General features: G+C 54.0%; 12 protein-coding genes. 1 reads left to right on the plus strand and 11 read right to left on the minus strand.

What is annotated here, in order from left to right; all coding sequences use genetic code 11:
- Window positions 1–352: 352 nt before the first annotated feature.
- From NWF35_RS02735 to NWF35_RS02745, 3 genes are read right to left on the minus strand one after another with little or no spacing between them, the layout of a single operon-like run.
- On the minus strand, window positions 353–1,009 hold the full coding sequence (locus tag NWF35_RS02735) for an ABC transporter permease subunit (RefSeq protein WP_301237553.1): 657 nt from the start codon (window positions 1,007–1,009) through the stop codon (window positions 353–355).
- Window positions 1,006–1,701: an ABC transporter ATP-binding protein gene (locus tag NWF35_RS02740; RefSeq protein WP_301237554.1), complete on the minus strand. Its 696-nt coding sequence runs from the start codon at window positions 1,699–1,701 to the stop codon at window positions 1,006–1,008. Before NWF35_RS02740 ends, NWF35_RS02735 begins: the two co-directional genes overlap by 4 nt.
- Window positions 1,698–2,084 carry a GntR family transcriptional regulator gene (locus NWF35_RS02745; RefSeq protein WP_301237555.1) on the minus strand — a complete coding sequence of 129 codons (387 nt, stop codon included), beginning with the start codon at window positions 2,082–2,084 and terminating at the stop codon, window positions 1,698–1,700. Before NWF35_RS02745 ends, NWF35_RS02740 begins: the two co-directional genes overlap by 4 nt.
- Before the next feature lie 355 nt (window positions 2,085–2,439).
- Here NWF35_RS02745 and NWF35_RS02750 point away from each other — a divergent pair, with 355 nt between their 5' ends.
- Window positions 2,440–3,126 carry a class I SAM-dependent methyltransferase gene (locus NWF35_RS02750; protein WP_301237556.1) on the plus strand — a complete coding sequence of 229 codons (687 nt, stop codon included), beginning with the start codon at window positions 2,440–2,442 and terminating at the stop codon, window positions 3,124–3,126.
- 143 nt (window positions 3,127–3,269) lie between these two features.
- On the opposite strand, the gene kamE is transcribed toward NWF35_RS02750, so the two are convergent.
- The 8 genes from kamE to NWF35_RS02790 all read right to left on the minus strand — a co-directional run.
- A complete protein-coding gene (kamE, locus tag NWF35_RS02755; RefSeq protein WP_301237557.1) occupies window positions 3,270–4,031 on the minus strand; it encodes a lysine 5,6-aminomutase subunit beta in 762 nt (253 codons plus the stop codon).
- A complete protein-coding gene (kamD, locus tag NWF35_RS02760; RefSeq protein WP_301237558.1) occupies window positions 3,982–5,610 on the minus strand; it encodes a lysine 5,6-aminomutase subunit alpha in 1,629 nt (542 codons plus the stop codon). The genes kamE and kamD overlap by 50 nt, the downstream gene beginning before the upstream one ends.
- Before the next feature lie 11 nt (window positions 5,611–5,621).
- Window positions 5,622–7,244: a lysine 5,6-aminomutase reactivase ATPase KamC gene (gene kamC / locus NWF35_RS02765; RefSeq protein ID WP_301237573.1), complete on the minus strand. Its 1,623-nt coding sequence runs from the start codon at window positions 7,242–7,244 to the stop codon at window positions 5,622–5,624.
- 35 nt (window positions 7,245–7,279) lie between these two features.
- Complete coding sequence (gene kamB, locus NWF35_RS02770; protein ID WP_301237559.1) at window positions 7,280–8,317, minus strand: lysine 5,6-aminomutase reactivase subunit KamB; 1,038 nt, start codon at window positions 8,315–8,317, stop codon at window positions 7,280–7,282.
- Window positions 8,318–8,322: 5 nt separating this feature from the next.
- A complete protein-coding gene (kamA, locus tag NWF35_RS02775) occupies window positions 8,323–9,657 on the minus strand; it encodes a lysine 2,3-aminomutase (RefSeq protein ID WP_301237560.1) in 1,335 nt (444 codons plus the stop codon).
- Window positions 9,658–9,707: 50 nt separating this feature from the next.
- Window positions 9,708–10,778: an L-erythro-3,5-diaminohexanoate dehydrogenase gene (gene kdd, locus NWF35_RS02780; RefSeq protein ID WP_301237561.1), complete on the minus strand. Its 1,071-nt coding sequence runs from the start codon at window positions 10,776–10,778 to the stop codon at window positions 9,708–9,710.
- Window positions 10,779–10,931: 153 nt separating this feature from the next.
- A complete protein-coding gene (locus NWF35_RS02785; RefSeq protein WP_301237562.1) occupies window positions 10,932–12,341 on the minus strand; it encodes a sigma-54 interaction domain-containing protein in 1,410 nt (469 codons plus the stop codon).
- Window positions 12,342–12,875: 534 nt separating this feature from the next.
- Window positions 12,876–13,280 (minus strand): glycoside hydrolase family 2 protein (locus NWF35_RS02790; protein ID WP_363321532.1); only part of this gene is annotated, 405 nt, incomplete at its 5' end.

Raw genomic sequence — 13,280 nt, forward strand, 5'->3', positions numbered from 1 at the left:
TTTCCGGCCTTTATATGAGTATTTTACGTATGCTGGCTGTGAGGAAAGCATAAACTACAAAGGCCTCAGGTGTTGCAGCACCCAGAGCCATTGTAGGCACGCTTCATTGACAGGACAGGGCTGCCGTCCTAAGCGGGAAACCCCAATGCCAGCTTAGCAGAACGTCAAATCCACTTGCTAGGGGCGTGGGTTTTCTTTGTTGATAGCTTTGCCAGCACACTGATCGTCACCGATCTCAAAAACCCCCGGGACAGCCAATTTCTTCTCCAAAAAAGCTCCCCGTCGAGGGGAGCCTCTTGTTTCTATTTCGCTTCCATATAACTGTTCAACAGCAGAGCATTCACCATCATGATCAGCACACCCGACAAGATTTTTCCGATAAAAACCCCAGAGATCCTATTAAAAACAATTGATCATGTAAAAACGAAAAGCTTAATCCATACACAATCCAGCCCATAAACGCGTACGGGCGAAAACGGGAGAATATCAAACAGCTTACAAAGAAGCCTATTGCCGACAAGGTAAAGGCAAACGGAATCACCTGAAGCAAAGCTTTCCCGTCCGCCATCAAACTATGCCAAAACAAGGAAGGGAATTGCCCCGGATCTTCAAAATAAATCACCAGCGCCAACAATACTTTCACAACGACATAGAAATAAAGCAACAGGCGTAAAAAAGTCAGCATCACCCCGACCAATTTGGCCCACAGCATCGGCCAGCGCGAATAGGGCAACGACATCCACCAATAAAAAGAACCTTCCTTCCATTCCCGGTTGATCGATGCCAAAGATAAGGCAAACGCCACAAAACCAAAGGCATGAAAAACCGGAGCCACATTGATCAGTTTATCGACAATTGGTTCACCATGTAGCGCTTTCCAAAGCAGAACCCCCCCAGCCAACAACAACACAAGGCAACCAATCGCGATTTTCTTGATATGTTTACTCCCACGCCACTTAAACAAGTCCATTTCATTGCGCACCAGCGTCCAAAAGAGTGCTCCATTCATCCCATGACCCTCCTGTATTCGTCTTGAATCGACAACCCTTTTTTCCGCAATACCTCCACGTCCGTTTGCGAGACTACGTTCCCGCTCTTCAGAAAGACCACATGCTCGAACAGCCCTTCCACTTCATGGATATCATGGGTGCTGATGATGATGGTTTTCTCGCCTTCCGTCAGCGTGTCAATCATCAACTCGACGATCTTCTCCCGCGACAACAGGTCAATCCCGGAAAACGGTTCATCCAGTAAAATCAGATCCACTTCACGTGCCAATGAAAGCAACAGTTGCAAACGCGCTTCCTGTCCTTTGGACATGTCGCCCACTAATTGTGTCGGTTCCAACTTCATAAACGTGGCGAACTGTTTGGCCTTTTCCAGATTAAAGTGCGGAAAAACGCGAGCGCCAAAATGAATTGCCTCTTCCACATTGTGATGTTGATACCAATGCGCCCGGTCGGAGAGATACGCGATGCGCTCATTCAGCCGCCAAGATGGCTTTTTTCCCAACACCCGCACTTCACCGGACGTCGGTTGGATCAGATTGACCATCATCTTGAACATCGTTGATTTCCCCGCGCCATTCTCGCCCAACAGTCCAATCACCTTGCCCTTGGGAAACGAAAGGGTGATGCCATCCAAAGCCCTTTTTCCTCTATAGCTTTTTACTACTTGCTGAAACGTGACGATGTCATTCACTCCCATTCGGCCTCCTCTAACCATTTTTGTGCCATTTCCTTAGTGATACCCAAAGAACGCATGTTTTGGATAAAGTTTTGCACGGCCTCTGCGGCCAACTTTTTCTTCACTTCCTCCACTTTCTCTTGAGAAGAGGTGATAAAAGTCCCCTGACCTCTGCGTTTCTCGCAAAGCCCCTCCCGTTCCAGCTCCTGATAAGCCCGCACGACTGTGCTGGGATTGATTTTCAACTGCACGGCCATATCCCGCACCGACGGTAATTTCATGCCCAATTCCACTTCACCTCTGGCAATCATCCGTTGCATTTGATTGACGATCTGCTCATAGATCGGCAATGACAAATCCAAAACAAATTGCATGCCCCCCACTGTTCGCGTCTCCATAACGGCCTCCTTTCAACACCATTGATCGTTTTCCCATCCCTCACACCGTTTGTAGTGTATGGATTCACACCATACACATGAGCTTGAGTGTATTATATCACTCCATACACAGAATGAAAAGGGCAAAAAGACCATCAAGAGATCAAAAGGAACTTTGACGGGAGACGGACACGGGAGTGGAGGAGACCAACAAGATCCCAATGGTGTTATGTCATGTACATCAACAGTCAGAGGAGGAAACCATTATTAATGGTCAGCAAGACAATGATCGATGATGATAAAAATTTCATGTTTGACTTTGACGTGGCGTGAACCTTTACTATTTGCATTAAACAAAACATGAGGAGGTTATACTATGCCAGACCACACACAAGTCTACAAAAGTCAAGCAGAGCAATATGATCTCTTGATTTCCCGACAACCTACCCTACTTCATGTGATAGAAGAAATCAAACCAGTGAAAGGATTAGATATTATTGATTTGGGGGCGGGGACTGGGAGATTAACAGCCGTTTTAGCACCACACGCCAAGTCCATACTTGCTTTGGATACTTCAGTCGAGATGCTGGAAGTAAATGCGAAGAAATTAAAGGAAGCAGGTCTTTCCAATTGGAAAACGCAAGTAGCTGATCACCGAGAGATTCCAACAAAAGAACATAGCGCAGATTTAATCGTGGCGGGCTGGACTGTTTGTTATGTGGCCAGTTCAAATCAACCAAACAACGAACAGAATATTGAAAAGGTCATTCAGGAAATGAAGCGCGTTGTTCGGCCTGGTGGTACGATCATCATTTTTGAAACAATGGGCACTGGGTATGAAACACCGCATCCTCCTGATTTTCTCAAACATTATTATTCGTTATTGGAAAATCGATATGGATTTACTCACAAATGGATCCGATTGGATTATCAGTTTAAAGACTTACAAGAAGCAGAAAACCTAACCAGATTTTTCTTTGGTGATGAATTGGCTGATAAGGTGGTTAAGGAAAATCTTGTTACTTTACCCGAATGTGCAGGTATTTGGTGGTTAACGAATTAAGCGAAATGCATGAAGTGCTGGAAACGAAAAACTGGCCCCTCCTTGTTCAGAGACCAGTTGATATTTTATCGATTACACTTTGATTCCGGATTGAAACATCCTGAGATCATTTGATTCCGCTCGCTTTCCGTTCCATTGCCCGGTCAACGTCCCGCTTTTCGATTTTCCTCCCGGCGTACGATCTCATGCACAATGAACGACGCCACGTCAGGAGCGAGCGTACCCGGCCCGAATCCCGCGTCGTAACCCAATTCCAGTGCCAACTCGTGATGGATGCGCGGACCGCCGCAGATGAGGATCAGCCGGTCGCGCAATCCTTCTGCTTCCACCAGCTCCACCAACTCAGTCAAGTTGGTGATGTGGACCCCTTTTTGCGTCACTACCTGGGAAACGAGCAGCGCGTCGGCATTTAACTCGATCGCTTTGGCCACCATCTCCTCGTTGGGCACCTGGGAGCCCAGGTTATACGCATCGATTTCAGGATAGCGCTCCAAGCCGTACTCCCCATTATATCCCTTCATGTTCATGATCGCGTCAATGCCCACCGTGTGGGCGTCTGTGCCGGTGCAGGCACCGATCACGACCACTTTGCGCCCGATGCGCTCCCGGATGAAGCGATTGATCTCGTAGAAATCCATCCGCTCGGACTCTACCTTGGGAACCCGGATGTTTTGGTAATCGACTGTGTGGATGCATTTGCCGTAGACGATGAAAAAGGTATACCCTTCGCCCAGATCCGCCATGTGGTAGACTTGCGGTTCCTCTATCCCCATCTTGGCCACCAGTTGCCGGGCCGCCTCGCGCGCCTCTTCCCCGTAAGGAACAGGAAGGGAGAAACTGAGTTGGACAACCCCGTCATTCAACGTGTCCCCGTAGGGCTTCACCCGTGTGAAGTCGATCGTCATCGCCCTCTTCCCCCCTGTTCGGAAGACCCAGTCGTTGTCTCAGTTCGGTTTCAAACGGATTGAAGTAGTCCTCTCCCTTTTCCAACACACCGGACAGTCCCCGTCCGCCATGGAGCGGTCGTTTCACATCGGCAAACATCCCGCGTTCGATCGCAGTAAACAGCCCGATCCGGCGCACTTCCTCCAGCATGGCGACGGCTTGGGCCAACACCTCTTGCGCGCGCCGCTCGATCCGTCCACCCGGTCGGAACAGAATTTCCTCTCCCAGATGCCGCGCGTTGTTGAAAATGTATAGGGCGTTTTCAATCGCCAATTTGCGGTCGTGAATATGCGGCGTGTGCATCGCTTCCGTCATCATTCCCAACAGTTGCACGCCTTGCCCTGTCAGGATGCTGACCAGGTTGAACAACGCATCCTGGATGTGGCCTTTGAAAATGTTGCCGGTCATGTGTTTGGTCGGCGGCATGTATTTGAGCGGGGCGTCGGGGAAAATCTGCCGGGCCATCTGGGCTTGGGCGATCTCCATCAACAGTCCGTCCTCGAGGTCGGGGTTCATCTCAAAGGCGTGACCCAGTCCCATCTGCTGTGGTCGAAGACCGGAGAGGAGCGCTAGTTGTTCGTTGATAAACTGGGATGCCAATACGGTGTGGGCTGCCTCTACCGCATCCGCCGTGGTCAGATAGTTGTCCTCCCCGGTATTGATCATGATGCCGGCGTAGGCGTTGATCATCCGGGAGAATGACTGGTCGATCAAGGTGCGCTGCATGTTGATATCGCGGAAGAGAATCCCGTACAAGGCATCGTTCAGCATGACATCCAACCGCTCCAATGCCCCCATCACCGCGATCTCCGGCATACACAGCCCGGAGCAGTAGTTACACAGACGGATGTAGCGGCCCACTTCCTCTCCAACCTCGTCCAGTGCCCGCCGCATGATGCGGAAGTTTTCCTGCGTGGCATAGGTACCGCCAAAGCCTTCGCAGGTCGCACCGTAAGGGACATAGTCGATCAGGCTCTGGCCGGTACTGCGGATCACAGCGATGATGTCCGCACCCTGACGCGCTGCCGCTCTTCCTTGTACCACGTCCTCGTAGATATCGCCCGTGGCAACGATCAGATACAGATACGGTTTGGGGCCTTCCCCCAAACGGGCGATTAAATCATCCCGTTGTTTCCGGTTGGCTTCGATTTTGTTCAATCCAATATGAGCCAGCTCCGCCCCTTTCCGCTGGATTTCCGCCCGGTCCCGCAGGGGAATCCGGGTGAGATCCAGTGTACCGACTGCTACTTGTTCAGCGATCTCTTGCGGGTTCAGCCCCAGCGCGAGCATCGCGTTGATCACCCATGTGGCCGCCCCGAGTTCCAGTTGTTCCCGTTCCTTCAGGTGGTCCACAACCACGTTGGGCAAAGGAACTTCCTCAGCATCCACCCCGTCGATGCCCATCAACCGCAACACTGTCCGCTCCACCGCCACTGTGGTGCGCGATGCAACAAAAAGGTCCACTTCAGTTGCGATGTCCGCCGCCGCCCGCCGGGCTCGATCGATCTGACCAGGGTCCAGTTGCAATTTGGCCTCCATGATTCCCCTCCTCACTTTCCTATCACCCGTGTCGATTTCTTTCTTTGGGAAACCAATCTCCGCTCTGCGTCCCGCACAACCGCTTCCGGCATGCCCATCAGCCGGGCCACCGCCGTCGCCTGACACGGAATCTCATCCCCCGGCTCCAGCGGCATCAATCGGTAATCGATCCATTCCCGCCAATTTTCCGTCCGAAGTAACACGGATGCGTCAGGCGGCCGTTTCCACCCTGCCGTCCGATAACCGCGGATGCCCGCCACTTCCAACACCTCGTGGTGATGTGTCACATGGACCGCCCAGTGCTCCCCGCATGCCAAATGGGCAGTCACTGCCGCAGACAATGCTGCTCCCTCCGCCGGGTTGGTGCCCCTGCCCACTTCATCCAAAAGGAGCAACCCGCCAGGATGACGTTGCAGCAATTCCCCCAAACGCGCCATCTCCGCGCCAAAGGTGCTCAATCCGGCCCCCGCATCCTGGCCATCACCGATCATGCCGGCGAGGAAAGGAATGAGCGGAAGCTCGCAGTATTGGGCCGGTACGAAGAAACCGTAATGGGCCAGGGCCACGGCGACGCCCAGCGTTTTCATCGCCACCGTTTTCCCGCCCATGTTGGGCCCGATGACGACGGTGACCCCACGCTCCACCTCCAGATCCAGCGGGGTGAATGTGTATCCTTGTTCGTCCAGACGCTCCGCCACCACAGGGTGAACCGCCCCTTTTAACCGGATCGGGCCGTCGGATCGGCGTGGCCTGCAACCATTCCACCGCTCAGACAAACGCAACCGGGCCCACTGCAGGTCAAACCGTGTAACGGATGCCAACCAATCCAGCATGAGTGGGATGTCCGAACGAAACGAAGCAGCCAGCCGCGCCAAGACGGCCGCTTCCACTTCTTTGATGCGCTCCTCGATCCGCTCCTGTTTCGCCATCCATTCCTGTTCTTGGAGCGTGGGCTTGGCATGGTATACGACGTCAAACGGCGTTTCCCGCACAGGAGCCAATGCATTCATCGCCGACAACTTGGTCGCTTCGGGTGACCGGCGATCCACCACCCATTCGCCCTCACGATTACGACGAACTCCCGTCAACTGTTCGATCTCCCTCGCCAATGCCTCCCGGTACTCGCGAATGTTCCGCTCACATGCCTCCCGGCGACGGCGTAAATCGGCCAACTCCGGATCAAACCCATCATCCAATCGGAAGGCGGGCCCAAGATGGGGACGAGGATCAAGTTTGTGCAAACACGCTTCGATCCGGTTGACGTCACCGGGGCAAATCCACTCGTTCAATCCCTGTCGGATCAAGCATTGCGCCCATCGATGCATATGCCACAACCATTGCTTGAGTTGAAACCATTCGGAGAAACCCGGCACCTCCCCGCTTTCCAAACGGTGGAGGATGGGTTCCACATCGGGTAAATGCCGCAAGCACGCTTCCACCGCTTCCCGCCAATCGGGATGGCGAGCCGCATTGATCAAGCGCTCCAGTTCCTGGAGGGACTCCTGCCATGCCACCTCCTGTCCGGGAACAAACGGTGCCAACGATCGCTTGGCCCGTTGACCGAACGGCGTAAACGGTTGAAACCGGGCCCAGACTTCCGGCCACGACAGCGCCTGCCCAGTCTTCTCATCCATCCACACGACCGCACCTCCTTTTTTTTAGCGATGATTCACGTTTCGTTCGACATCGCATCCCGCACCACATTCACCACGGGAATCCCTCCCACCACTTCCTGCACCTTTTTTTTCATCTCGACGGGATCAAACGAAAACCCCTCCGGCGAAACGGGATTCACGGCGACGGCCACCAGTCGGACCGCATGCAGGTACCGGATCTGCCCGCCTATCCGGTACCAACGTCTGATCGTCGGCAACGTGGCAAAACAACGGGTCGGATCGGACAGCAGCAACGTGAGCGGCCGTCCGATCTCCAACATCTGCTGTGTCAAACGATCGGTCAGCGCGCCGGGCAGTGCCAATGCCGACCATTCCTCACTTGTCAAATATGCCTGCCACACCTGTCGGTCCACCAACAAACTGGAAAAAGGGAGCGAACGCAACTCTCCATTGCTCACCCCCATCAATGCCCTTTCCCGCAGTGCCGTCTCGACCGCATTTCGCTCCAGACCGTTTTCCACCACGGGGAGCGTGAAGATGCTGACGGTTTCCTCCACCTTTTTCACCACAGCCTGTAAGGTACGCCCCATGCTGGCCCCGACCACCAACACAGCCCCTTGCGTGAGGAGCGGACTGGCGGAGGCCTTGCGGTCATACGCACCGTCCACCAACGTGAGCGGCACCCCGTAATCCTGAAAACGGCGCAAAATTGTCCGCACTCCTTCCGCCGACGGTACCCCGGCCAGTTTGACTTGTGTCGGGCGCGTGGACCGAGCGAGATAAATGTCACCGAGCAGGGAATGAACGGGAGCGGATGCGATCACCTCCCAATCGCCGCCGCTTAGGTCCAAACAGGTTCCCGCCGTCGCCACCCACGTGCCGCCGGGAACGCGGATGGGCGGCTTGGGCCTGCCGCTCCAGGCATCCCGCTCTTCTCCGTCCACTCCGATGCTGAGGAGACCGACAGGCACACCAGATGACCGGGATTCGGCGATCAATGCGTTTAATACCGTGGTCTTGCCGACGTTTTTGGCCAACCCGATAATGGCCAGGGAATCGATTCCCTCTCTCTGCACACGAGACAACAGCATGGTCGTTACGTTTGTGTCAACTCCTTATCCTTGGCGGTGTTGGCAGTTTTCTTCTGCACGGGCTTACGTGCCTCACCCGGATTGACCTCCCCGACTCGGCGTTCTTCACGCGGCAATTGTTTCGGCTCGAGGTTGATGCGTTCGTCGCTCATCAACGCGGCCACGCCGACATTTTTTCCTTTGGCGGCTTGACATTCCGGGCACTCATCCGGGTTGTGCGGCTTGTAGTGGGATGGTTCCGGATAGGACGTAATCACGCCCTCAAAGTTGCGCAACACCGTTTTGGTCGGGCTTTGGGAAATGATGTAGTTGGGGCTGAGCGGGATTTTGCCACCGCCACCCGGTGCATCCACCACAAATGTCGGCACGGCGTAACCCGACGTATGGCCACGCAAGAACTCGATGATCTCCAATCCCTTGGAAACGGGTGCCCGAAAATGGCCGATCCCTTCGGAAAGATCGCATTGGTAGATATAGTACGGACGTACGCGGATCTTGACCAACTCATGCATCAGTTTTTTCATCACGTGCGGACAGTCGTTGATCCCAGCCAAGATGACCGACTGGTTGCCAAGTGGTACACCTGCATCGGCCAGCATTTCGCAGGCCCGTTTGGCTTCCGGCGTGATTTCCTTCGGGTGGTTGAAATGCGTGTTGAGCCAGACGGGATGATACTTTTTCAGGATTTTGCACAAATTTTCCGTAATCCGTTGGGGAAACACGACCGGCGCCCGCGTACCGATCCGAATGATTTCCACATGTGGGATTTCACGCAGGTTGGAGAGCAGATATTCTAATATACGGTCGTTCACCAAGAGACCGTCCCCGCCGGAGAGCAACACGTCCCGTACCGTCGGCGTGTTGCGGATATAATCGATGCAGGCGTCCATCTGCTTCTTCGGCACACCCATGCCGATCTGTCCCGAGAAACGTCGGCGTGTACAATACCGGCAGTACATCGAACATTGGTTGGTGATCAGAAACAGAACGCGGTCCGGATACCGGTGCGTCAGTCCCGGCACAGGGGAATCCGTATCCTCCAGGAGCGGGTCCTCCATATCGTACGGCGTCCGCATCAGTTCGCTGGATACCGGTACCGACTGCAAACGGATCGGGTCTTTCGGATCATCGGGGTCCATCAACAAAGCATAGTAGGGCGTGATGTTGAGCGGGATCGTCTGATTGGAAATCTTCACCCCTTCGATCTCTTCCTCGGTCAGATTGACCACCTTTTGCAAATCCTCCAATGTGCGGATCGTGTGGGTCAATTGCCACAACCAGTCGTTCCACTGCTCATCCGTCACATCTTTCCACAATTCCACTTCACGCCAGTCACGCATGTCGGATGACCCCTTTCTTGTGAAAATCTGATTTTAGACAACGGTGCAAATCACACCTGTTGTGCTGAACCTGCGTAACGGGAAACGAACAACCTCCGCAATCCCTCGCATTCCCGCAAGGAATCCAGTGTCAGCGTCGCATGTCCCCGTGCGTATCCGTTGCCGATCATCATCTGCACATCCTTGCCGACCCCTTCAGCCCCCAGCGCTGCTGCGGTAAAGCGCACGGCCATGCTAAAAAAGCAGACCGCCCCCCCATCCTTTGTCGCCAAAATGGCGGGCAGCTCTGTACCGGGTACGTTGACACAATTGACAGTTACATCAGCCAGCGCCCCATCCGTCACCCGTTCCACTTCCGTCAGGACAGCGACAGGATCGGTAGCATCCACCCGGAGGAGCTCATCGGCCAATCCCAGTGCGGCGATGTCGGCGCAAGCTTGTTGGCCATACTCTAGCGCGATCACCCTCCCCTTGGGGCCTACCCGCTTTTTCGCCTGATACAGACACAGCAACCCGGATTTCCCGCCGGCCCCCATCACCACCACGGTTTGCCCAGGTCGTACGAGGCGGGCGGTTTGTGCCGGCGCCCCGCAAACATCCAATGCGGCCAGCGCCACGCGTTCCGGGAGATCCTCCGGCAGGCGGGCAAACGGCCCGCTGGCAAACAGCACGGCTTTCCCCTTCACTCCCACCTGCCCTGTTTTCATCTCCACGTCTTCAATCGATTCCAAATGCAAAGGTGTCAGCGTCAACGACACCAATGTTGCGATTTTGTCCCCCACCTGCAGATGTTGATCGGGAAAATGGGGTCCGACTTCCGCCACACGTCCGATCAGCATCCCTCCGGAACCCGTGACCGGGTTGTGCATTTTACCCCGCTCCCGGACAATCTCCGCGATGCGGCGCTTCACCGCTTCCGGTTCGCCGCCCGCCTCCTCCTTCAACTGAGAAAAAGAAGCGGAGTCGATATTCAACCGGAGCACGTTGATCAACAGCTCATTGTCATAACATACCGGACGGGCATCCAACCGCCATGCCGGCTGGGGCAACACCCCCGAAGGTTCCAGCACCCGGTGCAATCCCAGCGGATGTCCTTTTGGAACAACAGATGAGTGCGTCAAATGGGTTCCTCCTTCCTTACCGGACCCTCACCCTGAATAATTGCAATTTTCATTCCAATACCAACGACCCCATACTTTCGGCCAACAGAAAAAAAGAGATGCCGATTTTTTGGCATCTCAGATTGTCGACAAACTGGAAAATTACAGCCTCTCTTATGGCCGTTCAATCCCCAGCTTTTTTACCTTGTACTGCAACGTCTGACGCGGAATCCCCAGCCTTTTGGCCGCTTGTACCATATTGCCCCGACACTCCGCCACGGCCCGGCGAATCAACCGTTCTTCCACCTGAGCCAGTACCTCACGCAAAGACTGTCCCGACTCCCACTGCACATCGCCAACGAACGGGTCGTCATCCCCCTCCTCCAGCATATGCGGCGGAAGGTGCTCCAAGCCGATTACCTTCCCCTCCACCACGTTCATCGCGCCTTCAATCGTGTGCTCCAGCTCCCGTACGTTGCCCGGCCAATCATATCGTGCAAAGAGTCGTTCCACCTCTGGTGCGACTCCGATTACATCGGTACCCAACCGATCGTTGTACTTGCGAATGAAATGCGCGGTCAACAAAGGAAGATCCTCCCGCCGTTCGCGCAGCGGCGGCAAAGTGATGCGCACTACGTGAACCCGATAATACAGGTCCTTGCGCAAACGCCCTTCCTTGATGCTTACCAGCGGATCTTCATTAGTGGCCGCCAAGATGCGTACATCCACCGGACGTACGCGGGTATCTCCCACCCGTCGCACGACACCTTCTTCCAGCACCCGCAACAACTTGACCTGCAAATCCAACGGCATCGCATGAATCTCATCGAGAAATAACGTACCGCCATCAGCCAACTCAAACAATCCCGGACGATCCTCCGCTCCCGTAAACGCTCCTCTCACCGTGCCGAACAAAATCCCTTCCAACAAAGTGGATGGAATCGCCGCGCAGTTTTGTGCGATCAAGGGATGTTTTCCCCTTGGGGACGCATGATGGATGGACTGGATCATCAACTCTTTTCCGGTACCGGTCTCACCTACAACCAATACGGGGGAATCGGTCTTTGTCGCTTTTTTCGCCCGCGCGATTTCCCGCATCATCCGCTCATTTTGCGTCAAAATCTGCTCAAACCGGTATCGCTGACGTATCTTGGACGCCCGACGACGACCGGGTTCGCGGATTTGCGTTTGCAATTCAATGACAGTTTCGGACAGTTCCTTAATGCGCGTGATATCTTTTGACACCTCGACCGCGCCGACAAGCTGCCCGTTGACGCGCAACGGCAATGTCGTGTTGATCGTCACGATCTGCTTTCCGTAGCGGTTGCGGTATGTTTGTTGCTGATTGAAGATCGGTTGGCCCGTATCGATCACATTCAACAGGGTACTCGTTTTTCGCGTCAACGAAGGGAATGCGTCCAATACGTGCATGCCGATCACTTCTTCGACATCCATTCCATCCAACCGGGCAGCCACGGGATTGTAAAACAGCGTGATCCCGTCCAGTCCCACCACGTGAATCCCTTCGTCAATACAGCGCAACACCTCATGCACCATCTTTTCAGACATCGCCCCATGCGCCATATTTGACACCGCCTTCCGGAGGGGGATATGCCGAAAATTCGTCATTTTCATTTTAAACTGCCGGAAATCTGGCGTCTATAGCGCGTTTGTCCAATCCGGCTTTTGGGTGAGGGCAAAACCGAGGGATTATGTGATCCCATCCCCGTAGTTGTAGCAAAGTGATAAAGCGCAACATATCTCAATAGGGTAACACCAAAGTTCCCCCAAAAAGAAAAATGGGCTCTGTTGTGAAAGAAGTCCAACCACATTACTTGATCTTGCATCTCAAACGCTGGGTCTTAGTATACAAATTGCTCATTTTCGGTGATTTTGATGAGATTAGCCACTTCGTAAAGTGCCTTTCGCTCCGCTGGGCCTACGGCCAATTCTAATATACCGACTGGCCGGATGTCGCTGCCTTCCTCAATACCGATCAACCTCAAAACTCACCTTTTCGGCACCCTGTGAGAACCACTTCCGCCTCGTTGTAACAACGTTGCTGACAAAAGGCACGCATATCGCGTGCCTTTTCAATGCTAAAAGTATATCGACGATTTAACCAAAGATCTCAACCGATGTCTCGCTCATTATCTTGCGCGACGCGTTCAGCGCAGAAACCGTCAACCCATCCAAAGCCACTTTCTTCCCTTCCAGATGGCCGATCTTAATCGTTCGGGACGTTCCCGGTAACAGATCAAAATAATTGTCGCTGAACGTCAGCATTTCTCCAGGAAGCTCGATTTTGACGAAACGAGCCAGCCGCTCCGCAAAGACCGTCACACATTGCCGTTCCTCATCCACCATCACACGCAGCGTCGTCTCCGGCAGCCCCAGCTCCTTTTGATCGCGCAAGTAATAGAGGTTGTCCGGTATGACTCCCTGCGCGGAACGCAAGCAAACGACCACCTGGTTTGCGGGGCGACCTTGCAAAATTTCTTCCTCCGTCAACCTGGCAACCCG

The sequence above is a fragment of the Polycladomyces subterraneus genome, from assembly GCF_030433435.1.
Lineage (GTDB): Bacteria > Bacillota > Bacilli > Thermoactinomycetales > JIR-001 > Polycladomyces > Polycladomyces subterraneus.